Genomic DNA, 20,015 nt, shown 5'->3' with positions numbered 1-20,015 from the left:
GGAGCGGGAAAGGTCAGGCCGAGACGCCAGCCCCAGTGCCGCGGTGATCGACAGCCAGAGCGTCAGGACCACCGAGGCCGGAGGCCCGCGCGGCTATGACGCGGGAAAGAAGATCAAGGGCCGCAAGCGGCACATCATGGTCGATACCGCCGGACGCCCTTTGGTGCTGCGCAGTCATTCCGCGGGCATCCAGGACAGGGACGGTGCTGTGCCGACCTTGAAGGCTTCACGCAAGCGCTTCCCCTTCATCGAGAGGGTCTTCGCCGACAGCGGCTACGCAGGAGAGCGCGTCGCCAAGGCGACCTGCATCACGCCCGAGATCATCCGCAAACCCAAAAGCCAGATCGGCTTCGCCGTACAGCCGAGGCGTTGGGTGGTGGAGAGGACCTTCGCCTGGTTGAACCGCAACCGCAGGCTGGCCAAGGATTTCGAACGCACGATCGCTTCCGCCGAGGCCTTCCTCTACGCCGCCGCCGTTATGCTCCTCGTCAGGCGCCTCGGTCGTTCCGCATGAGTTTCCAGCCAGCCTCTTAGGTTTTCTGCAATCTGTTTATCTGGAAGCCTGTTCGTACCCTGCCGTCAGGCGATGCCGAGGAACACGGCAAGTGAGCGGGTCACTGACAACAGGACGTCGTCTTCAAGCCGGCCGAACGGCATGCCGAGCTTGTCGCGCTTCACGCTCATGGCCTTGTCCACCATGATCTGCGAGGGCTTGCGCAGGCCGTTTGCTGGGCTCGGCTGCACGGTGGGCCGGATCAGCGGCGCGTCCACCAGCGTTCCCGACATCAGCAGCACTGTCACCGTGCCGGTCTGATCGAACTGATCTGCCTGGATCACCAGCGCCGGGCGTGGCTTGCCGAAGTCACCGGCGATGGCGACCGTCATCAGGTCCCCTCGTCTCACCCTTCATCGTCCAGATCGGTCAGCGCTGCATCGAGGAACCCGTCGAGCTCGGAATCGGCCGCATCCGCTGCCGCGACGATGCGCGATTGCCGGCGGCACTCCTCCGCAAAGCCAGGCTGGCGGGTGTCTGGAACCCAGATCTGCACTGGCCGCAGCCCGGCGGCCCGCAGGGCATCCCGGCGCTTCTGGACACGTTGGCGAAGAGGGACAGGCATGGCAGCCTCCGGCGTAAGTTACATGTAACTTATGCCGCCCCCTGGTGGGGTTCAAGGCCGCCGCGTGGCCCGTGGCGTCAGGTCTCCTGCCGGGCGACCATCTGGTCCCAGTTCTGCTGCCGGCGCACTTCGTTGTCGCGAGGCCGGTCGAAGTGCTCGGCCTTCCGCCGCAGCATGGCCTGGTGCTCCTCCTCGGCCTTCTGCCGCTCCCGACGCCGCGCCGCGTCGGCCTCCATATCGTCCAGCCTGGTGCTCTGCGCCACGCCGTTGTTGTGGACGTGCGGCTCGTAGGGCAGGCGGATCGCCTCCGCGCTGCGCAGCCGTCCCGTCGCGTCGGGCAGCATCACCATCCGCCGCAGCAGCGTCCCGCCCGTGACCAGGCTCGGAAAACCTTCCGCCTGGGGCAGCGTCTCCTCCGCCTCCGGCCGCTGCCGGACCAGCGCCGCGCGCCCGCGCCGCCAGGCCTCAAAGGCAGCCTCCGCCTCGGCCTCCAGCGCCAGCAGCTTGCGCAGCGTGGCCAGCGCGCCGGGGTAGGCCTTCTTCCAATGCGCCTCCAGCGCCGCCTGGCGGCCGGCAAAGGCCGTGGCCAGCGCCGCCACCTCGCCCTCCGCCTCGCGCGCCTCGGCCGCGCTCAGCAGGCCGACCAGCGTCTCCAGGGCCACCTGCAGCTGCTCGGCCTGGCGCCGCTGCGCGGCGAGCTCGCGCTCCATCGCCTCGAGCTCGGCCTCGCCAGCGCTGAGCAGCACGGCGCGGCGGCGCGCCTCGAGCGCGCTGGCCGCCTCCTGGGCAGCGGGAAGGGTCGCCGTGGCTTCCGCAATGGCGGCGTGGATGGCGGCCGGGGTGACAGGCTCGCCGGCCGCGTGCGCGGCCAGCAGGGCATGGTAGAGCATTGTGGGGGCGGTGTTGCTCACCGGGGATCCTTTCGGGCGGGGGTGCGGCCGGAGACGCGCGCCAGGGCGCGATCCCAGCTGGATTGGATGCGGGCGCTGCGCACCGCGGCGCTCGCCTCTGGCACGGGCGCGCCGGAGAGATGCGCGAAGCTCTGCGGCGCGGCATCGCGCGCGCTGCGGCGGAGCGGGGTTTGGGGGCGGCTCATGCGGAGGCTCCTGGATGGCTGGCGCTGCGGACAGCGGCGGGTGCGGACAGTGCGGACAGCCGGGTGCGGACATGTCCGCGCTGTCCGCAGCCAGTGTCCGCAGCGCAGGGGAAGCAATCTGTCGCGACGTCAAAGGCTTGGCGGTCCTGGGCTGCGGGGTGCGGACAGTGCGGACAGGTGCGGACAGGATTTTGCCCCCCTTGGCTGGGGAGGATGCGCGGGGGGAAACGGCCCGCGCCCCACCCCCCCTCCAGGAAGGACCCAAACAGGGGGGTGGGGGGGAAGGGGTCCGGTCCGGCCGGATCCGGCCCTCAGCGTGGCGCTCAGGACGGTTCTGGCACTGCTGGGGCGTGGTGGCGCTGTGCCGCCTCCAGGCCGCCCAGCGGCCAGCGGAGTGGCTCCCAGCGCCTGCCATCAGGCGTAGCCTCGGACGAAGGGGTGTGACATCGGCAAACGTCCGTTGCCGCCGTTGTTACACCCGCCTGTAGGGCACCCGCAGGCGGCTGAGCGGCCATGAGGGGCTGTGCAGGGGTGGATGGCCCCCGCGCGCCCTGGCGGCCCTTCCTGGCCGTCCTGCGCACCACCACGAAGGGCGCCGGCACGCGGCGGCGCTGAACACTTCCAAACGGTCGTTTGACGAAGTGTTCAGGCTGCAAAGCCGCATCCGCGGCGAGGCAGAGGGGCGTGCCGCCGGTGGGCGATGCTACCGTCAGCGCCTCCGGCGGCCGGTCCTCGACCAGGCCGATGCGGCGCAGCGGCCCGGCCAGTGCCGCCATGGCCTCGCGCCACAGCCGCGCCTCGCCATCCGCGCGGCGCGGCGTGGGCACCGCCTGGTGCTCGCCCTGGCGGCGCAGCACCACGAGATGCGCCAGCGTCACCCGCCGCTGGCGGTACAGCCGGTCGAGGATGCGCAGCACGTCCTCTGGCCGGCCCGGGCGCGCGGCCGCCTCCGCCACCCGGAGAGGCCGCGCGGCACCGTCCCGGCGCGCGATCAGCGCGGCCATGGTCCAGAGCCAGGCCTCCTCGACGGAGGGGAAGGGCCGCGCGCCCGCTGACGCACCCTCGGGCGCGTCTCGGAAGCTCGGGGTGGAGGAAGCGCGGGGCAGGGCGCGGCCCATCAGGCGAGCCCCAGATGCGCGGCGAGGTACTCAAGCGCCGCCGGCAGCCGGCCGGCGGCCGGGTGCGGCTCGCCCTGGATCACCACCGCCAGCAGCGCCGCGGCGACCTCTGCGCCGCAATCGGCGTGCAGCAGCGCCATCCAGGCCTGGTACTGCCGCCAGGCCTCGCCGGCCTGCGCGAGCTCCGCCTCGCTCAGATGCCGCCCGCCGCGCCCGCCGCTGCGCCAGCCCTGCGGACAGCACAGCGCCGGCAGCGCGTCGCGCCACAGCGCTTGCAGCGTGGCCGCGGCCTCCGCCTGGCGCGCGGTCAGCGCCAGCGCCTGGAGCGGATCCAGTTCGGCGCGGCGTCGTGCCTCGCCCTCCGCCCCGGCATCGTCCTGCAGGATGCCGGCCCGCGCGGCGAGGCGGGCCTGGGCGGCGCGCAGGTCGCTCGCCTGCAGGGCCTCGAGGCGCTGCCGGTCGGCCAGCGCCAGCAGCACCGCGGCGCGCGCATGCAGCCGGGCGGCGCGGCCGGGATCGGCCACGGCAGGCTCCGGCGCGGGCGGCCGGCGATGCGCGGTGGGCAGGATGGCGCCGGGCTGCGGCGGGACCGGCGGCTCGGCCAGCAGGGCGGCCTGGACGCGGCGCCAGATGCGGGAGACCCGGCGCGCCCAGAGGCGCTCGGGAAAGGCGCCCTCGGAACGCTTGGAGCGCCGGACGCGGCCCGCTGCGGCGGGCGAGGAACCCTGCGGCGCTGGACGCGGCAGGGCGGCAGGCGAGTAGGACAACCGAACCTCTGGCGTCGGACCCCCGACCTCCGCCACGGCGAGCGATATCACGCTCTCGTGATCCCGGATAGCGGGAAATGCGATCACGGCGCTTCCAGCGTGCGGCCAGGCGGGGATCTGCGCGCCAGGGGCGTGGTGGGTCATGCGGCGACGGCCAGCCCCAGCCCGGCGAGGGTGCGTTGCGCCACCTGCCAGGCCGGCAGGTCGTGGGTGCGCAGGAAGCCCTCCATGCGCAGGCGCTCCTGGTGCCCGGCCGCGGCGCCGGCCTGGACGAAGCGCAGGTAGCGCTCGACCCGCTCGCGCTGCTGCGGCAGCAGGCCATCGCCGTCGCGCCGCAACGGCGGCACGGGGGCTGCGTCGGCTGGCGCGTCCTGCGGCGGCCGGAGACGGGCCTCGATGGCGCCGAAGAGCCAGGCCACCGGCTCGTGCGGACGCTCCTCGGCCGCCTGGCGCAGCACGGCCAGCAGCAGGGCGGCATCGTCTCGCGCCGTCTGGGCGAGCTTGCCCAGCAGGGCGCGGGCGGGCCGCAGCGGCTTGCCGGTCAGCCGCCGCAGCAGCGCCAGCCCCTCAGTGTCGACCTCCTCCCGCACATCCCGCTCGACTGGCCTTGGCGCGGCCGGCGCAGCCGGCGGCGTTCCTGAGCAAAGCGAAGGAACGGGAATCTCTTCCCTCCTCCCTCCTCCATCCTCCCTCTGCGGAGGTTTTTCCCCACCAATGGGGAACCGGTTCTCCACCGGTGGGGAAGCGCTGGGGAAGCGGTCCTCCTGCGGTGTGGAACGGGTGGGCGCGCGCTCCACCCCGCTGGAGGGCGGCGGCTCCTCCTCGGCCAGGGCCTCGGCGCCGGGCGCGGGGCTGCCGGCGAAGGCGACATAGGCGTGCAGCGGCTCGGGCAGGGGGTGGCGGTACTGCGGCTTCTTGGGGCGCTGGTAGCGGCAGAAATTGCGCACGGCGCCATAGGCGCGGCCCTCGGCCGTGAAGCGGCGGATGCAGTTCAGCCGCTCGAGCAGCGCCAGGAAGGCCGGCACGTCGGCATCAACGACGGGGAGGATCTTGGCTTTGAGGGTGAGCGGCTTGACCTCGAAGACGCCGCGGTCGTCGGCCTCGTTCCACAGGCCCTGCAGCAGCAGGATGGCGAGCGGCGCCTCCTGGGTCAGCTGCATGACGGCCTCGTCGGTGTAGAAGCCCGGATGCAGGCTGCGGATGCGGGACATGGTCAGACCTCCGACGCTGTCGCCGGGCGCGCGGCGATGCTGCGAGAAAGCGCTGTGCTGCACGACAGGGAATGGAAGATCACAGCTGCACGAGACAGCCTCAGGAGAGGCCGCGGGGACTTGCTTTCACGGTGTGGATGCGGTCTCATGCGCTATCTCCAGAAGACCAGACAACGAGGCGCGCCGGCTTGCATCCGGGGCGCCTCTTTTTCGTGTGGGGTGCTGGCGGGATCCGCGGCGGTGACCCCGCCCCGCGGCCAGGATTGGCTGCGGGGCGAAGGCGCGTTTCAGGCGCCCACCGCCGACCCCACCCGGTGGGCCATCGACGGCGGGCTGCCGCTCACCGTTCAGGCGGGGGTGCCTGGGTGAGATCTCAGCGAAGGGGATGATCATGTGGGCCCCTGGAGCGGGATCGAGCCCGGGCGCGCATCGAGCACGGCCAGCAGGTCGCTTACCTTGCGCAGGACATGCGAGGCTTCGCGGGCAATGGCGACGCGATCTGCCTCACACAGCACCCCATCGGCAATGCCTTCGGCAAACGCGGCGTGCAGCTCGGCGCATTCCTGGCCCACCTTGGCCAAGAGCTGCGGCACGCTGCCACGCGCGGCGCTGTCCGGGCGTGTTAGGACGTAGCCGGCCATCCGCGCCAGCTCCTCGGTGACAAGCGGCGCCTCGGCAACCTGCTCCAGCCGCCGGAGAATGTCGGCGGGCATCCATTGGTTGATGTGTGGGCTTTGGTAGCCGCTGAGCACTGACCGACTGACGCGAGTGCAGGACGCGGCTGCATCCAACCCGCCCACGCGCTCGATGAGCAGCCGGGAGCGCAGCTTGAGCGCTAGGTCCTCAGTGGCCATCGACGTGTCCAGCATCAGGACCGCCTTCGGTTGGCAGCGCCCAAGCCACGCGCGAGAGTGGGCTGACAACGATGCCCGGTAGGGTTGCAGTGGCAGACGCAGGTCGGCCGTGATGAGGTCGGGCGGGGCATCTCTTGGTCAGGCCTTTCTGGCGCTTCATTGTGGTTGGGCCTGCACGCTTAGGCGCGCGGGGGTATAGGGTTGGGAACGAATGCGGTGGTGGTGGGCGACCTATCCCTGGCCTGAACCGTGGCCATGGCGGCGCTGGCGGTTACCATCGCGCGGCCATGGCGTAAGCCAAGTGGATCGCCGCCACGCCGCCCGCTCACCGCTCCGCCAGGGCGGAAGGAGGGCTAAGCGATGCCGCGCGTGAGCCGTCCAGGAGGTTACCGCGGGCAGGCTTGCTACAGCTGGTGTGGTCGCCGCTCCCAGCAGGCCAATGAAGAGGGTCCAATGGCGCATCACGCCAGCTCCGGCTTCTTGCTGGACATGGTGCCAGCTTCTGCCGCTGCTTTGCTTATCGCCTCATGCTCTGCTGGAGCAGGCCATAAGTCGGACCGGAGAATGTGACGCGGAATTCCTGTGGCTTTCTCGACATCCGGAACACGCTCAGCAGGAATGCGGCCCGTCCTGTCCCAGCCGATGATGGACGAGTGGTGCAGTCGAAGAGCCCTGGCGAGCTTGGTCACTCCTCCAACAGCAGCAATCGCATCCTGGACAGGAGAGTCTGGAAGAGGTGAACGGCTCATATTCAACAATGTGGGCATTTCCCACTTTTCGGTCAATCAGAGATGTGGGCGAAACCCGCCCAGGCCTTTCAACAAAGGTCCACGATTCCTCTATGCAAGGCAAGAACATTGTGAGAACTATGCGGCGTGCTCGCGGCCTTACCCAGGTCCAGCTTGCTGCAGAGCTAGGCGTGTCCCGCTCGCATCTCAGCAAAGTGGAGAGTGGAGAGGACGCGCCAGGCCGCCAACTGTTGGAGGCGCTTGCCGTGTTTTTCCAGACGCCAGTGGATTCGTTTCTGCGCACAGGGAACAACGATGTAGGCTTCGAGGCGGTGTCTCGTGATGACGAGCGGGAGCTGTTGAGGCTTTGGCGTGGGTTAGATTCTAAGCAGCGAGATGCCTACCTGACCTTGCTTCGGTCCACCCGTTCCGATCCTTCGACGTGACAAAAAGGACGAGCAGCCAAGCATGAATGTTGTGTGGGAAAAACCCACATTATTCATTGACGTGGTGTGGGATTTACCCACTATTTTTCTCACGCTTGAGTGAGGAGAAACCCCGTGACCACCCTTCCGCTCCTGCCTGGGAGCACCGACGCACCTGCTGCCGCCCAGGCGCCACCCCCCGCCACTCTGCTCATCAACCTGATACGCCCTGCCGCGCCGACCCTGCGCGCTGCGCTCACCTACATCCGCGTCCAGGCCGAAGCCGCCGAGGCGCGCGCCGGCGCGCTGACCCGCGAGGCCGGCTTGTTCCACGAACTGGTGGCGACCCACCACGGGCACGCGCACCACCTCGAGGACCTGCTCTTCCTGATGGGCGAGGCCGCCTGATGGGTGCCCTCAGCCTGCTCGACTTCGCCGCGCCCGCCATCACGGCGCCCCGCCCGGACACCCGTGTGCAGCAGGTGCCTTGGCACGGGCTCTCACTCGGTACCCTCGCCCGCACCCTGGCGGCGCTGGTCGGCGCTGCCTCGCCGCTTCCGGCCGAACTGACGCAGCGCCAACTGGCGGTGCTGCTGCACCTCGGCACCGCCGAGGGGCCACACACGGTGCGCGGCCTGGCGGCGGCGCTACGCCTGTCGAAGCCCGCCATCACCCGTGCGATCGATTCCCTCACCGCCGCGCAGCTGGTAGTGCGCCAGCCTGATACGCGCGACCGGCGCAGCGTGGTGGTCGCCCTCAGCCGGCCCGGGCGCACCGCGCTGAACGATCTGGCGGTGTCGCTCGCGGCGCCGCTGGAGAGCGCCTGATGGGTGCGCTTCGGCTCGAGCATGCGGCGCGCGCCGCCCCTGCCCTGCTCGACGACACCGCGCTGCTGTTGGCGCAGCTGCGCGCCGGCGACCTGCTCTCCTTCTGCCACGGCGTAGGCTGGCACCTGGTGCGCGCCGACACGCCTGTGGCGAGTGCGGCGGTGACCGCGCTGTAACTCTCTGCACCAGGCCGCCTGCTGCCTGCTGGCGACACGCTGCCGGGCATCGGCGCTCTCTCGCAGACCTGGGCCTGGGTGGAGGCTGGCCCTGCCGGCCCTGCGCTGCTCGACGTGTTCGACGTGCGCAACCTGCTGCGCCGGCTGGTGGCTGAGGCCGGCGGGCCGACCGCGTACGCCAAACAGCGTACGCCAAACAGCGTACGGCGGCGGGTTGCCCCCTCACCACCTCGCAGGTGACGGACGTCACCGGCGGGCACAAGCCAGGCGTGCCGCCGGCGGTGATGAAGGCGCTGGGCCTGTGCAGCCGCTACGTCGCGCTGGCCGAGCTGCGGAGGCGCCGGTGACCGATGCGCCCCCTCCCCCTCCGCCGATCCTGCAGGAGGTGCGCCGGCACGCCGAGCGCACCGAGGCGCTGGCCGATTACCGCGAGAGCCGCCTGGGCGGCTTCCGTCAGGATACCGCCGCGGCAGCCGAGATCCCTGCCGAGCGGCGCGTCGCGGCTTGGATCCGCCAGCAGCTCCAGCAGCAGGAGGCGCTGGATGACCGGCGCCGGTAAGGCGGGCCTAGTGCCGCCGCGCCGGCAGCGCGCCATCGACCAGGCCGAGCAGCGCCTGGCGGTGCTGATCTGGGCGAGGGGCAGGCTGGCCGGCAGCCAGCTCCTGGCCGAGGACGCGCTCGACATGCTGGTGCGCGACGAGGCGCTGCAACTGGCGAAGCTGAAGGGCCTGCGCCCCCTGATATCTGAGCGCCAGCCATGATGCCGCGCATCCAGCGCCTGCACGACATCATTGAGGAAGACGCTCAGGCTGAAGGAGCCGAGCTAGACATGAGCCGGTAGCGTGAAGCGCCGACTCATCAGAGCGGCTTCGTGAACCTCTGGGAGGACCTGCACGGTGAGCGCAGGTGGCTGATCAATCCCGAAGTGTAGCTCTGACGTTCCGGACGGTGCGGGGGAATATCGATTCCGTGCAGGAAGCGGCATGACTGACCCATCGAACGTGCTTGCCGAGGTGCTGGTCCCTGTTAGGAGGCTCGCATAAGGTCAGAGTGTCGGCACAGCGCTGCTGTCATCTGCTTCACTATCAAACCTTTCTTCTCCGGATTCAGAATGGCTGACGAAGTCTCTTCTGCTGTGCTGTCCGCCCTGATCCAGGGCGGAGCAACGATAGTTGGCACTATCGTAGCGGCGAAAATTGCTGTCAGGGGCGCGCTCAAAAGCGTCGAGAATTGGAAGCATGAGGCCGCCGGCAGGCGATCAATGGAGGTGGCCGAGCAGTGCCTGTTGACACTCAATGAAGCAATAATAGCAATCCGAATAATAGATAGGTACTTAATTTATCCAGATCCCAGAAGGAATATGTCCACAATAGAAATTGTAAATTATTACAATAAATCTAAACAGATATGCATAGATAGCATGAATAATGCAGAAGAACTTTGCAAAAAATTAAATGAAGGCATCAGCATTCTCAGTATATATGAAAGTGATAACCTTCTGAAGGAATCAATAAATATAAAATATATTTACAGTAAAATCCATAATGAAAATAGAATGCATATGAAATCAATTGAAGAAAATTTCGATAACAAAGAAGAAATACTGAAAATTTTCTATGCCCGGCACCCTCAATATCATCCGGAATTTAAATGGGATGAGGATGGATTAAAGCTTCTACAGGGTACCGTGAGTATGGAGAGCTTCGAATCGCTTCGAAAGAAACTTCTTAAGTACCTTCGCACGCCCGTCAGGAAACAGTAGATAAGCAATATCTCCATGTATGCATGTAACCATGGAGACATGAAGTCGCGCTCCTAAGACGCGATGCGCCCTAGCTTCCGCGACTGAAACAGCATGTTCAGCGCCTCCAGCAACAGCGCCTGTCCTGACGTACCCTCGTCGGCCACCAGCAGGTCAAAGCGCCTCTTGGTATCCGCATCCACCCACACGTTGAGTGGCCGCCGCCCATCGCGGCTGGGAGGAGTCTTGGAGGCAGCGCGCGGCCGTGGTTGCTCCGGCGCGGGAGAGGGCGTCTGCTGGCCGCTCCGCGCCGGCGTCTCCGCCGGATTAGGGAGCAGCGCGGCCTTGCGAACAGGCGGGGCAAGAGATGGTCGCACAGCCATCAGGCAGCATCCTTCGCAGTGGAGACATGGAGACGTGTTACCATGTCGTCATAAAGGGCCGCAATCTCAGCAGCGGCCTTGCTTCCTGGCTTGTACTCGCCGGCAGTCAACCCTCTCGGAAGGCAGTGCCGGAAGTCAACTCGGCTGCTGACCGTAGGGGCCAACTCGGCCTGGAACTCGGCGAGCACGGCCACGGCATCTGCCACCACGGCGCTGTTGTCCCGAGCCGGAGCGCTGTTGATGCAGACGACATAGGGCACACGGCAGGTGTTCACCATGTCGATGGAGGCCTCAATGGCATCCAGGTCGAACTGGGCCGGCTGCAGGGGCATCAGCACCAGATCGGCCGCCTTGACCACGGTGAGGGTGGTACGGTCGGCGGTTGGCGCCGTATCCATCACCACCAGGTCATAGCCCTCCGCCTCAGATCGCTTCAGGACGGCCGACAGATTGGCGCTGTGCACCGCCTCCACGTCGATGTCGGGCTGGCGGTTGCCACGGCGCTCGCCCCAGTTGATCAGCGTGCCCTGCGGATCGAGATCCAGCAGGATGACCTTCAGGCCCCGGTGGGCAGCCTCAACGGCTAGGTGGACGGCCAGCGTGGATTTCCCAGCACCACCCTTCTGCACTGCCACGGCTAGTGTTTTCATGTCTCCATATCTCCACGCACTCTTCTTGCCATGCCGGCTAAAATGCATGGTGACATGGATTCATGCAATCAATATAACATGTAGACATGAATGCATGGAGAACGCCAGGAGGGCTGAAGGAGGAGAAGCTGATCCGTAGTTGCGCCTAGTTGAAGGCCCGCATACCCTGCGCGTTCAATTCACGGAGCAAGCTGGAACGCCAACCCCTTGAAACGAAAAAAGCCCTCTCGGGGCCAACCGAGAGAGCTTTTCCGACAGTCTGCCAAGGGCAGGACCAAAACTAGGTTCTGAACGCATCCTGCCCTGCCGAGCCTCACCACGCAAGGGCCAACTTGCGAACGGCTTAACTCGGCCTGTTGTCGGCTAACCGACAGGATGAAAGAGGATGCTATCCGAACGGAGCGCGAGCCCCTCGGCTGAGCTGCTGGCCCGCGTGGGCGCGCTCGTGGCCGGGACACCGCGCGAGCTGCACCAGAAGCGCCTGGCCGAGGAGTACCTCGCCGGCGGTCTGGACATCGCTGACACCCTGCCGGCGCTGTATGCGCTGCATGCCCGCTGGGATGCCCGCCGGGAGCCGCAGGCGCCGCGGCCGCGCAGTACCCCGCGTGAGCCGCGCTCGACGGGCCGCTACGTGCCGCACATCAGCCTGGACCCGGTCACCCACCTGCGCGGCTGCGCGCTCTCGGTGCTGTTGCTGGTGCGCTCGCTGGCCGACCAAGCGGGGCGCCTGGTCACCCTGACCGCCTCGCTGGCGACCCAGCTCGGCTATACACGCCGCGCGGTGCAGTACGCCTACCACCAGCTGCGCGCCGCCGGGTACCTGGAGCACCGCTACGATGCCCAGCGCGGCCTGGTGGTGCTGGAGCTGCTGGAGGCGGTGCTCCCGTCGCCGGAGGCGGTGCAGGCCCGTCAGAACGAGCGCCGCGCGCCCACGCCCAGTACCGGCTGGCGCGAGGCGTGGATGCGGCGGGTGCAGGCCCTCAGTGCCCTGGCGCGTCGGGGGGTGCGAAATGCCGTTCGCTCATTAAACGCCTCTCAGATTCAAAGAGGCAGGGCAGGGGAGCAGCTCTCCAGCCTGATGGCCACAGCCACTTGGTCAGAGGGCAAAGCGGCAATGAGGCTGTGCTGATTGCGGCGGGATCGCGGAAGCCCAAAGGCATGCGCGATAATAAAAGGTTATCGGGTTTTGGAGGACCTATAAACAAGGCCACGAAATTGGATACTGGAAAGCTACTCCGCGCAACGCGCGTAAGGCGCTTGATCGGTTCCTGGGCCAGTAGACCATCCACCCGCAGCCTGATGAGCCTCAGCCAAGAGCGAGCTTCGCCATTATACCAACTCCCGATGTTTGTGACTCACGCGGGGGGCTTCCCCGACACGGGGCGGCGTGATTCAAGTCGGTGGCCCTCGGAGGCTCACCATGGCACGCGCCATCGCCTTGCGACCCGATTTCAGAGCGGCCGAACTGCGGCGTCTGGCCCGGCGCAGCAAGCACGCCGCCCAGGCCCGTCGCCTGCTGGCGCTGGCCGCGATCTACGACGGCGGCACGCGCTCGGAGGCGGCGCGGCTTGGCCATGTCACGCTGCAGATCGTCAGGGATTGGGCGGTGCGTTTCAACGCCGAGGGTCCGGCGGGGCTGATCGACCGCCGCGCGGCGGGCCGCACGCCGCTGCTGACCCATGCTCATCGCCAGGCGATGGCGGCGCAGATCGACCAGGGGCCGATCCCCGCCGTCCACGGCGTGGTGCGCTGGGAGTTCCGCGTCTCGGTCTCGATGCAGACGCTGAGCCGGGAGGTGCGCGCCATCGGCTATCGCAAGCTCTCGGCCCGGCCTAAGTGCCCGTTTGAGAATGGTCATGGGTGGGCGATGCGCCTGATGAGGAGCGCGCCCATGCCGACGTGGATCATGGCTTCGGAGACGTCGCAGCGGCGCTCGTAGTCGCGAACCAGGCGGCGCCAACGGGTCATCCAGCCGAAGGTCCTCTCCACCACCCAGCGGCGCGGCAGGACCTGGAAGCCTTGCTGGCCTGCCAGCTTGCGCACCACCTCGATGACGAAGTCACGGTAGGCAGCGGCGCTCATCAGCTTGCCACGGTCATAGGCGCCGTCGGCGAAGAGGTGCTTCAGCCAGGGCCAGCGCTTGCGGACCGCCTTGACGATCTGCTCAGCCCCGGCCGCGTCCTGCACGTCGGCCGCTGTCAGGTTGACCATCAGCAGGCGACCATCGGTGTCCACCGCGATGTGGCGCTTGCGGCCCTTGAGGCGTTTGGCGGCATCATAGCCCCCACCGCCTGCCGCCTGAGGCGATTTCACGGTTTGGCTGTCCAGGACCCCGGCCGAAGGACTGGCCTCCCGCCCGGCTCGCTCGCGATCGAGCATCAGGGCCACGTTGTGCAGGGTGACGAACAGGAACCGCCGCACGAGCCGTCGAAACCACCAGTAGATCGTCTGCCATGGCCCGAAATGGACCGGCAGCATGCGCCATCCGCATCCTGCCCGCGCCAGGTAGCGGATCGCGTTCAGCACCTCGCGCAGGTCGACGCCAACCCGCCTGCCGCGGGCGCTGCTGGGCGGCAGCAGAGGACGAATGACCTGCCATTCCTCGTCAGTCAGATCTGTCGGGTAGCGCCGCCGCTCAAACGCTGCCTGCCGGGCACGGTGTTCCTCGGTCCACATCCAGCCCATCTGGCCACGCAGGGACGCCCAAACACCTCACCACCAGCATTCTCAAACAGGCAGTAAGCACCATGCCCAGGCCGAGGGCGCCATCGAGGCGTTTAAAAAAACTTCCCCGCCACGCTGGCCGGCATCGCGCGCGAGCAAAAACTCGGCCTCGACAAGGTAGAGATCTGGTTCGCCGACGAAGCCCGGGTCGGCCAAAAGAACAGCATCACCCGCCGCTGGGCGCGGCGCGGCACTCGCCCAGTGGCGCCGCAGGACCAGCGCTATGCCTCGACCTACATCTTTGGCGCGGTCTGCCCGCGCGAAGGCAAGGGAGCAGCCCTGGTCCTGCCCTTGTGCAACACCGCGGCGATGACCCTGCATCTGGCCGAGATCAGCACCATGGTCGGCCCCGGCAAGCACGCCGTGCTGCTGCTCGATCAGGCCGGATGGCACTTCTCTGGCGAAGTCGCGGTGCCCGACAACATCACGTTGCTGCCGCTGCCGCCGAAGTGCCCGGAGCTGAACGTGATGGGGAACGTCTGGCTGTTCATGCGTGACAACTGGCTCTCCAACCGCGTGTTTAAGGGCTACGACGACATCGTCGCGCACTGCTGCCACCACTGGAACCGCCTCATCGATCAGCCCTGGCGCATCATGTCCATCGGACTGCGCGATTGGGCGCGTGAGTTCTTATCAACGGGAGTTGGTATAACTCGGCGCTTCAAACGGGCTGCGGTCGCGCCAGAGCAGGAACCAGCCATATACAGTTTTCCGCGAGGGGAAGCGCTCCGGCAGCATGCGGCAGGGGCACCGTTGCGCAGAAGAAAAAAGGTCGCCTCTAGCCCCAACCGAGGCGGCTGGGTCCGGTGCCGCCCTGTCCGCTTGGACAGCGGCATTATAGGCCTCAGCGCTGTCCATTCCAGGTGCGTCAGAGTTGCAGAACTGCCGCAACGGCGATGTCTAGCCCAACTGATCAGGGTCCACATCAAGCACTACAATTCGATTCTCAAAAACCTGTTGGAACCACGCACCCTTCGGCAAGCCAACCCTCATCCCGATCCCGTTTCAGATAGCCTCTCAATCTCGGAGATCGTCAGGGCGAAGTAGGCCGACCTCTCGATTTCGCTGCTGATCAAACACGTACTCATACCGATAGAACTGAGCTCGCTGCATGTCATAGGCAATCATCAAGGCCCGGCCATACTCCCGGTGCTCGGTTCGCGTTTTTAACTGAGTATCGGTGCTGTCCACCCGCTCCTTCGTTTCAGCGAGCAGGAGGCCGGCCTTCCGGCCATCCACCGACACCACGAAGTCAGGGTAGAAGCCGCGGCCCGTCTCCGGGAGTACGATGCGCACCGACCAATCGTCCAGTGCGTTCGGCCGTGACGGATTCCGCGTCCACCAGTGGATCAGATCAGCTTGACGATCTAGCCATTTAGCAAAGGCGGCCTCGTAGGTATTCAGCCCCTGCGGGATGACGCCATAGAGGTTGAGCGGAGACTCGACGAGCGGCTCTTGGCTTGTCCAGACCTCCGGCAATGGTGCTGCATCCACTACCTCGGTGCACGCAGCCATAGCCTTGCGCAGTGCCTCGCGTGTGATTTCCGGCCAACGACCCAGCACCACATGCAAGCCTTTCCGCAGGGCTCGCTCGTCCAACGGTTCGAGTCCAAAGCGGGCCAGATCACCAGCCAGCTTCTGTGTCAGCGCGCGACCAAGGTCGGCTGGGGCAATGCTGTCACACACGCTCAAGACCCTATGGGCCGACTGGCGCGCAAAGAGTTCAGAGATAACACCCTGTTCTTCGGTACGGCGCTGAATATTCCCTTGGAAGATTTCAGTCTCACGCCGTTCGATTGGCATGGTGACGGCCCGTGCAGCCAAGAGCTGCTCAGGCGTGAATCGCACGGCGCGCACCAACTCCCGCAATAGCGGCTGGGTGTCGCGCGGCATCTTCTCCGTGCGCAGCCGCTCGGGGACTACCAGGCCTTGCCTTCGCTCATATCGATGCATCATGGGGACGGCTCGTCCACCGCGCTGCCGACTAGCGCCGCCCTCCGTTCCTGCCGGCTTGTCGTTCGCCAGCGGCACTGGGCTTTCATACAGGTCGGCAAATAATGTGCTTGACGCATTCAGCGTCTCGACCGCGCGCTCCGCGCGTGGCTGCGCCGCGCCATTTGTTCCGGCCGGTGCGAGGTCCGGGTCCAATACGAATTCGTGCTGTCCGTGATAATCGACGACGACCAAATTGCCGGTTTCCGTCGCGCGCACGCTTGCGACATAAACGGCTTCCGTCATGATGGAGATGCGGCCCTTGATTGCCTTGATCCGGGCAGCCGCACCAATCAAGCCAGCTTGCCCCTCGACGTCACCAAGGAACACCCAGCCAGTATCGAGGTGAGCCGGCAGTTCGGTAAGCGCCTGTAGGGCAGGATGCACCCGCATAATGCGACCGACCACCTGCAGCCCGAAAGCCGGGTCCCTCACGGCGCGCAGCGCACACAGGACGAAGGCGCGCGGCGTATCGAAGCCTGTTGCCACTGCCATCTTGAAGACTAGCACTTCGACAGCAGGGTCGTGCGCTAGGGCATAGACATCAGGATCAGGCTCGTCGGCGGTATGAACGCCGATGGCATCCGCAGCAAAGCCCAGATTTTTCGTCAACAGCTCCTTCACCCGTGAGGGGGTCCACCCTTCGGAGCCAGCCTGAATCAGCAGGAGGGGTGACACCTTCAGGCCCTGCTTCGTCAGAGTTGTACGCAGTTCACGATGCTTCACCACGGCGGCGCGCAGCGCCACCTCATTCATGTCTACCAGCGTCGCGCCGACACCCTCTGCCGAGAAGCTTACAGCCTGCACCGCACGCTTGTTCAGGCGCGCCGCCACAACGCTGGCGCGCGAGACGGAGACGTGCTGGAATCGCGCTACATCCAAGGCGCGTCGGAGGATTTCGATGTCTCCATCATCCGGTGTGGCCGTCGCCATCATGACGAGATCCGGTCGCAGCATGTCGGTGAAGAAGCGAAACGCCTCACTGCCCGGGCGGAAGGAATGGTGTGCTTCATCCACCACCACGCCGATCGCAAAGCCAGCGTCTCGCAGCCCTTGCAGCAGCGTGCCGAGGCCGATTGCCTTGTCGTCATCCTCCCGTATGCGCCGCGTCTCAGCCTTACGTGCGGCAACGCTGGCCCAGGTTGCGACGAAGACGTCACCCGGTTTGGTGCCTTCCAGGGCACGATCCTGGGCAGGCATGCGGACGCGAAGGCCGGACGCCGCGCGATTCAACATGTTGGCGGTTTGCGTGATCACGCCTGCGAACGGCGCAAACCAGAACCAGACCACTGGCGCATCGCGGCTGATGCGCTCGGCGGCATTCGCCAGCATGACCGTTTTGCCGGAGCCGGTGGGCGCTTCCAGCAGCGAATAGCCCTGCTCGCGTGTGATGCGCCCGCGGTTGGCGGGCGCCTGCCGGATCTTCTCGATCGTGTTGACCGCGCCGCGTGCCAGCGCGGCAACGCAATCCTCCTGGAAGTCGCGCAGAACAATGGGGGCAGTTCGGCCTGGCTTGCGCGTCATCACAGCCCTGCAATCACACGTGGGAACTCATCCATCAACCGCCCAGGTGCTGCCTCGACAGCAAGGTGCGGAAGGTCGAGCGCAGCCCGTATGGCACCTGGAGCCGGGCTGAAGGCCTGCACGGGGCCGGTCGCCAACAACTCCCGCAGAGCGGCCTCTGCCGCCTCAGACCAGTCAGGGATGAAAGCAAGGTGGCCGGCATCGGGATCATCGCTGGGCGGTGGGCTCGACTGCACCGCCCGCGTCGGGTCGAAGGGTCGCAGCGATCGTTGGTGTCGAAGCTGCAGCAGCACCCAGACCTGCTCCGGCACCAAATCATACGGGGCGTCATCCCAATCGAGGCGTCGCGTGCGCAGATAGGCAAAGTCGCCGGGCAAAGGCTCGGCGTCGCCATGGCCCGTGATCACCTTGCGGATGCGCTCTGCGCAGACATCCCGACACAGGTTCTTCTCAGGCTCCTCCGTCGTCGCCTCGGTGTTCGACACCAAGATGAAGCGCCGATCACCCTCATCGTCGTCATTCAGGGACAGCACCGCCTGTCCGGTGGTGCCGCTGCCGGCGAAGAAATCCAGGACCAGGTCGCCTTCTCGGGTCGTGACCTGCACCAGTGAACGGATGAGCGAGAGCGGCTTCGGGAAGCTAAAAATCTGCTCGCCGAATAGATGCTCGATCTCGGCGGTGCCGACACCCTGCCGATCCGAGCGGAGCATCTCGGTCTCGTCGTCTACAGCATCCTCGTTCAGGCCGCCGATCCAGCTGCCGACTGGTTTGCGCTTGGTCTCATCCTCCTTGGTCATGCGCACGATCCGGCTGAGCCGCCCGTGGGCGATCTGCTTGCCGACCCAGAAGTCGAGCCGCGGCAACCCTTGCCGCAGCAGCGGCCTGCCCTTGCCGTCGCGAGGCACGTCGCCGCGGGCAATGGCCGCATCGAGTTCGGCACGCGTGGCGTAGAAGAAGGGGGCGGCTGTTTCGGCCGGGAAGAAGATGTCCCCTGCGCGAAGGTAGCTCTCGATTGAAGGACCGCTGCCAGGCTTGGCCAACCGACGCGCCTTCCCCGTGACGGGATCAATCGGGCTGACTTTCGCCTCGTCCTTCTGGCGCTGGATTTCAACCTCACTCCAGAAGCGCCAGACCTGATTCGGTGCGCACGGATACCACAGGCCGGTCTCCGGATTCTGGATCGGATAGTAGGTGTGTGGGCGCGAAATGAAGGTCCCACCCTTCGTGATCGGATCCAGGCGAACCGGCTCATCGCCCAACCCAGGGCGGACCTTGAATTTCCCTGGCCCCGCATCCGGCCCGATGAAGCCGAAGCCCGGATTGGCGAAGATCAGCACATGCTCGTGCACGCCAGACCAATTCCGCTTCTTGTCGCTGTTGTTTGTGTCCTTCGTGCGCCAGACGAAGCTGCCCAGGCGCATTCCCGGAAACACCTGCTGCATCAGCAGGTCGAGATGCGCCCGGTTCTCGTCGTTGATACAGACCAGGATCACGCCGTCCTCGGTCAGCAGATCGCGCGCCAGCAGCAGACGGCGATAGAGGAACTCGAGCCAGACGCTTTGCCGGTAGCGATCCTTCTTTCCCACAAAGCTGTCATTGTAGGCAAAATCCTTGTTGCCCGTATTGTAAGGTGGATCGATGAGGATGCACTTCACCCGACCAGCATGGGTCAGGCGCAAGGTGCGGAGTGCGTCCCAGTTGTCGCCCTCAATGATTAAGTTCTGCCAGCCGCCATCCAGATTGGGTGTAGTGGAAAGCGTTGCGTCCAAATCAAAAGCTATGAAATCATCATTCTCAGTATTGTTGCGCTCAATACGTTCGCGCTCCCAAACCAAGCCCAAGGAGCGGCGCGCGTCACGGCGCTCCAATAGTCGGACCAGTTCTTCGCGCGGGATATCACTATAGCGGGATGTCGTCATGGTGGCGGAGCATAGAGGCGAAGGTGCTGTTTGTTGAGGGGCGACCTTCGATTCCACACCGGGGACTGGATCGGCTGGGGACTATGCGTGGGACAGGCCGGAGGCCGCCACTGACCAGCCCCCATTGACTGGTCAGCGTCAGTTTGGCCACGATCTCCTCCTGGTCCTGACCCCTGATCTGGCCCGGGCCCTAGTGGCGATTGTCCGGCCGATGGTCAACTAGAGCATAACTTCGAGAAATGGCGACAGCCAACGATTCAGTTCTGCCCCACTTCCAGGGATGTTCGTCATGGACGTTGCCTCCACAAGACAACATCGCACACGATTGTCTCCTTAATGAAAATGATCAGGTAGTGCTAGTGAACCGCGTTAGAGGCTGGCTGGAAACGGGAGCGGAATGAGGGTTGGCTGGCCAAGGAATGCGTGATTCCAACGGGTTGTCGAGACCAAGTTGGAGTGCCTGATGTGGACCCTGACCAGCCGGGCGCAGCATAGTCGGGCCGGGCTGCGCATCGCCAGCGACCTGACCGATGCGGAATGGGCGGTGCTGGAACCGATGATGCCGCAGGCCCGGCGGACGGGACGGCATCGGAGCTGGCCCCCTCGGCTGGTGCTGGAGGCGATCTTCTTTGTCCTGCGCAGCGGTTGCCCCTGGCGCATGCTGCCGAAGCGGTTCCCGCCCAGACAAACCGTCTATGGCTGGTTCCTGCTCTGGCGCGACAAAGGGCTGTTTGAGGCGCTGGCTCATCGCCTGGTCCTGCT

At 66.1% G+C, this 20,015-nt stretch carries 25 protein-coding genes and 1 pseudogene; 12 read left to right on the top strand and 14 right to left on the bottom strand.

Going from position 1 to position 20,015, the window contains the following annotated elements; translation table 11 throughout:
• Positions 1–514: IS5 family transposase (locus tag ACZJYS_RS12900; protein WP_493178669.1), on the top strand; the 514-nt coding region annotated here is incomplete at its 5' end.
• Positions 515–579: 65 nt separating this feature from the next.
• Here ACZJYS_RS12900 and ACZJYS_RS12895 read toward each other — a convergent pair.
• The 9 genes from ACZJYS_RS12895 to ACZJYS_RS12855 form a co-directional block, all read right to left on the bottom strand.
• Complete coding sequence (locus tag ACZJYS_RS12895) at positions 580–903, bottom strand: type II toxin-antitoxin system PemK/MazF family toxin (RefSeq protein ID WP_493178667.1); 324 nt, start codon at positions 901–903, stop codon at positions 580–582.
• Positions 900–1,118 (bottom strand): antitoxin MazE family protein, encoded by a 219-nt coding sequence (locus tag ACZJYS_RS12890; RefSeq protein WP_493178665.1) that lies wholly within the window; start codon positions 1,116–1,118, stop codon positions 900–902. The genes ACZJYS_RS12895 and ACZJYS_RS12890 overlap by 4 nt, the downstream gene beginning before the upstream one ends.
• Positions 1,119–1,195: 77 nt before the next feature.
• Positions 1,196–2,029 carry a hypothetical protein gene (locus ACZJYS_RS12885; RefSeq protein ID WP_493178663.1) on the bottom strand — a complete coding sequence of 278 codons (834 nt, stop codon included), beginning with the start codon at positions 2,027–2,029 and terminating at the stop codon, positions 1,196–1,198.
• On the bottom strand, positions 2,026–2,214 hold the full coding sequence (locus ACZJYS_RS12880; protein WP_493178661.1) for a hypothetical protein: 189 nt from the start codon (positions 2,212–2,214) through the stop codon (positions 2,026–2,028). Before ACZJYS_RS12880 ends, ACZJYS_RS12885 begins: the two co-directional genes overlap by 4 nt.
• Before the next feature lie 323 nt (positions 2,215–2,537).
• The gene (locus ACZJYS_RS12875) at positions 2,538–3,332 is read right to left on the bottom strand and encodes a hypothetical protein (RefSeq protein ID WP_493178659.1); all 795 of its coding nucleotides are present in this window, start codon (positions 3,330–3,332) and stop codon (positions 2,538–2,540) included.
• Positions 3,332–4,099: a hypothetical protein gene (locus ACZJYS_RS12870; RefSeq protein ID WP_493178655.1), complete on the bottom strand. Its 768-nt coding sequence runs from the start codon at positions 4,097–4,099 to the stop codon at positions 3,332–3,334. The genes ACZJYS_RS12875 and ACZJYS_RS12870 overlap by 1 nt, the downstream gene beginning before the upstream one ends.
• A gap of 140 nt (positions 4,100–4,239) precedes the next feature.
• Positions 4,240–5,310 carry a hypothetical protein gene (locus tag ACZJYS_RS12865; RefSeq protein WP_493178652.1) on the bottom strand — a complete coding sequence of 357 codons (1,071 nt, stop codon included), beginning with the start codon at positions 5,308–5,310 and terminating at the stop codon, positions 4,240–4,242.
• A 389-nt stretch (positions 5,311–5,699) separates the two neighbouring features.
• On the bottom strand, positions 5,700–6,179 hold the full coding sequence (locus ACZJYS_RS12860) for a phage regulatory CII family protein (RefSeq protein ID WP_493178650.1): 480 nt from the start codon (positions 6,177–6,179) through the stop codon (positions 5,700–5,702).
• Positions 6,180–6,625: 446 nt separating this feature from the next.
• The gene (locus ACZJYS_RS12855) at positions 6,626–6,913 is read right to left on the bottom strand and encodes a transcriptional regulator (RefSeq protein ID WP_493178671.1); all 288 of its coding nucleotides are present in this window, start codon (positions 6,911–6,913) and stop codon (positions 6,626–6,628) included.
• Positions 6,914–6,921: 8 nt separating this feature from the next.
• Here ACZJYS_RS12855 and ACZJYS_RS12850 point away from each other — a divergent pair, with 8 nt between their 5' ends.
• The 7 genes from ACZJYS_RS12850 to ACZJYS_RS12820 all read left to right on the top strand — a co-directional run bounded on the left by ACZJYS_RS12850 (position 6,922) and on the right by ACZJYS_RS12820 (position 10,082).
• Entirely contained in the window at positions 6,922–7,338 is a 417-nt protein-coding gene (locus ACZJYS_RS12850; protein ID WP_493178647.1) for a helix-turn-helix domain-containing protein, read from the top strand.
• 114 nt (positions 7,339–7,452) lie between these two features.
• Entirely contained in the window at positions 7,453–7,725 is a 273-nt protein-coding gene (locus ACZJYS_RS12845) for a hypothetical protein (RefSeq protein ID WP_493178645.1), read from the top strand.
• Positions 7,725–8,144, top strand: a complete 420-nt coding sequence (locus ACZJYS_RS12840; protein ID WP_493178642.1) for a MarR family transcriptional regulator — start codon at positions 7,725–7,727, stop codon at positions 8,142–8,144. Before ACZJYS_RS12845 ends, ACZJYS_RS12840 begins: the two co-directional genes overlap by 1 nt.
• Positions 8,144–8,320, top strand: coding sequence for a hypothetical protein (locus ACZJYS_RS12835; RefSeq protein ID WP_493178639.1), 177 nt, complete (start codon positions 8,144–8,146; stop codon positions 8,318–8,320). Before ACZJYS_RS12840 ends, ACZJYS_RS12835 begins: the two co-directional genes overlap by 1 nt.
• Positions 8,321–8,663: 343 nt before the next feature.
• Positions 8,664–8,879, top strand: a complete 216-nt coding sequence (locus tag ACZJYS_RS12830; RefSeq protein WP_493178635.1) for a hypothetical protein — start codon at positions 8,664–8,666, stop codon at positions 8,877–8,879.
• Positions 8,863–9,081: a hypothetical protein gene (locus ACZJYS_RS12825; protein WP_493178632.1), complete on the top strand. Its 219-nt coding sequence runs from the start codon at positions 8,863–8,865 to the stop codon at positions 9,079–9,081. Before ACZJYS_RS12830 ends, ACZJYS_RS12825 begins: the two co-directional genes overlap by 17 nt.
• A gap of 350 nt (positions 9,082–9,431) precedes the next feature.
• On the top strand, positions 9,432–10,082 hold the full coding sequence (locus ACZJYS_RS12820) for a hypothetical protein (RefSeq protein ID WP_493178630.1): 651 nt from the start codon (positions 9,432–9,434) through the stop codon (positions 10,080–10,082).
• 53 nt (positions 10,083–10,135) lie between these two features.
• Here ACZJYS_RS12820 and ACZJYS_RS12815 read toward each other — a convergent pair whose 3' ends face one another.
• Positions 10,136–10,444: a ribbon-helix-helix domain-containing protein gene (locus tag ACZJYS_RS12815; protein WP_493178628.1), complete on the bottom strand. Its 309-nt coding sequence runs from the start codon at positions 10,442–10,444 to the stop codon at positions 10,136–10,138.
• Entirely contained in the window at positions 10,444–11,094 is a 651-nt protein-coding gene (locus tag ACZJYS_RS12810) for an AAA family ATPase (protein ID WP_493178626.1), read from the bottom strand. The genes ACZJYS_RS12815 and ACZJYS_RS12810 overlap by 1 nt, the downstream gene beginning before the upstream one ends.
• Before the next feature lie 385 nt (positions 11,095–11,479).
• Here ACZJYS_RS12810 and ACZJYS_RS12805 point away from each other — a divergent pair, with 385 nt between their 5' ends.
• The gene (locus ACZJYS_RS12805) at positions 11,480–12,223 is read left to right on the top strand and encodes a hypothetical protein (protein WP_493178624.1); all 744 of its coding nucleotides are present in this window, start codon (positions 11,480–11,482) and stop codon (positions 12,221–12,223) included.
• A 291-nt stretch (positions 12,224–12,514) separates the two neighbouring features.
• On the top strand, positions 12,515–13,033 hold the full coding sequence (locus ACZJYS_RS12800) for a helix-turn-helix domain-containing protein (protein WP_493178621.1): 519 nt from the start codon (positions 12,515–12,517) through the stop codon (positions 13,031–13,033).
• Here ACZJYS_RS12800 and ACZJYS_RS12795 read toward each other — a convergent pair.
• Positions 12,949–13,770: an IS5 family transposase gene (locus ACZJYS_RS12795; protein WP_493178619.1), complete on the bottom strand. Its 822-nt coding sequence runs from the start codon at positions 13,768–13,770 to the stop codon at positions 12,949–12,951. The two genes, ACZJYS_RS12800 and ACZJYS_RS12795, sit on opposite strands and share 85 nt — an antisense overlap.
• Positions 13,771–13,834: 64 nt before the next feature.
• Here ACZJYS_RS12795 and ACZJYS_RS12790 point away from each other — a divergent pair.
• Positions 13,835–14,448, top strand: a pseudogene (locus ACZJYS_RS12790) (IS630 family transposase); the annotation flags it as partial.
• A gap of 387 nt (positions 14,449–14,835) precedes the next feature.
• Here ACZJYS_RS12790 and ACZJYS_RS12785 read toward each other — a convergent pair.
• Positions 14,836–17,334, bottom strand: coding sequence for a DEAD/DEAH box helicase (locus ACZJYS_RS12785; RefSeq protein ID WP_493178616.1), 2,499 nt, complete (start codon positions 17,332–17,334; stop codon positions 14,836–14,838).
• Positions 17,334–19,253 carry a site-specific DNA-methyltransferase gene (locus tag ACZJYS_RS12780; RefSeq protein WP_493178614.1) on the bottom strand — a complete coding sequence of 640 codons (1,920 nt, stop codon included), beginning with the start codon at positions 19,251–19,253 and terminating at the stop codon, positions 17,334–17,336. The genes ACZJYS_RS12785 and ACZJYS_RS12780 overlap by 1 nt, the downstream gene beginning before the upstream one ends.
• A gap of 463 nt (positions 19,254–19,716) precedes the next feature.
• Here ACZJYS_RS12780 and ACZJYS_RS12775 point away from each other — a divergent pair.
• A partial coding sequence (locus tag ACZJYS_RS12775) for a transposase (RefSeq protein WP_493178612.1) occupies positions 19,717–20,015 on the top strand: 299 nt, incomplete at its 3' end.

The organism is Roseomonas sp. TS2 (assembly GCF_058833935.1).
Note: the sequence above shows the minus strand (reverse complement) of the source record. Positions and strands in the feature narration are given on the sequence as shown.

Coding starts and splice junctions, on each gene's coding strand:
- ACZJYS_RS12890 (WP_493178665.1), bottom strand. CDS start 1,118: ATGCCTGTCCCTCTTCGCCAACGTGTCCAGAAGCGCCGGGATGCCCTG.
- ACZJYS_RS12880 (WP_493178661.1), bottom strand. CDS start 2,214: ATGAGCCGCCCCCAAACCCCGCTCCGCCGCAGCGCGCGCGATGCCGCG.
- ACZJYS_RS12875 (WP_493178659.1), bottom strand. CDS start 3,332: ATGGGCCGCGCCCTGCCCCGCGCTTCCTCCACCCCGAGCTTCCGAGAC.
- ACZJYS_RS12865 (WP_493178652.1), bottom strand. CDS start 5,310: ATGTCCCGCATCCGCAGCCTGCATCCGGGCTTCTACACCGACGAGGCC.
- ACZJYS_RS12860 (WP_493178650.1), bottom strand. CDS start 6,179: ATGCTGGACACGTCGATGGCCACTGAGGACCTAGCGCTCAAGCTGCGC.
- ACZJYS_RS12855 (WP_493178671.1), bottom strand. CDS start 6,913: ATGAGCCGTTCACCTCTTCCAGACTCTCCTGTCCAGGATGCGATTGCT.
- ACZJYS_RS12850 (WP_493178647.1), top strand. CDS start 6,922: ATGTGGGCATTTCCCACTTTTCGGTCAATCAGAGATGTGGGCGAAACC.
- ACZJYS_RS12840 (WP_493178642.1), top strand. CDS start 7,725: ATGGGTGCCCTCAGCCTGCTCGACTTCGCCGCGCCCGCCATCACGGCG.
- ACZJYS_RS12835 (WP_493178639.1), top strand. CDS start 8,144: ATGGGTGCGCTTCGGCTCGAGCATGCGGCGCGCGCCGCCCCTGCCCTG.
- ACZJYS_RS12825 (WP_493178632.1), top strand. CDS start 8,863: ATGACCGGCGCCGGTAAGGCGGGCCTAGTGCCGCCGCGCCGGCAGCGC.
- ACZJYS_RS12820 (WP_493178630.1), top strand. CDS start 9,432: ATGGCTGACGAAGTCTCTTCTGCTGTGCTGTCCGCCCTGATCCAGGGC.
- ACZJYS_RS12815 (WP_493178628.1), bottom strand. CDS start 10,444: ATGGCTGTGCGACCATCTCTTGCCCCGCCTGTTCGCAAGGCCGCGCTG.
- ACZJYS_RS12810 (WP_493178626.1), bottom strand. CDS start 11,094: ATGAAAACACTAGCCGTGGCAGTGCAGAAGGGTGGTGCTGGGAAATCC.
- ACZJYS_RS12805 (WP_493178624.1), top strand. CDS start 11,480: ATGCTATCCGAACGGAGCGCGAGCCCCTCGGCTGAGCTGCTGGCCCGC.
- ACZJYS_RS12800 (WP_493178621.1), top strand. CDS start 12,515: ATGGCACGCGCCATCGCCTTGCGACCCGATTTCAGAGCGGCCGAACTG.
- ACZJYS_RS12795 (WP_493178619.1), bottom strand. CDS start 13,770: ATGTGGACCGAGGAACACCGTGCCCGGCAGGCAGCGTTTGAGCGGCGG.
- ACZJYS_RS12785 (WP_493178616.1), bottom strand. CDS start 17,334: ATGACGCGCAAGCCAGGCCGAACTGCCCCCATTGTTCTGCGCGACTTC.
- ACZJYS_RS12780 (WP_493178614.1), bottom strand. CDS start 19,253: ATGACGACATCCCGCTATAGTGATATCCCGCGCGAAGAACTGGTCCGA.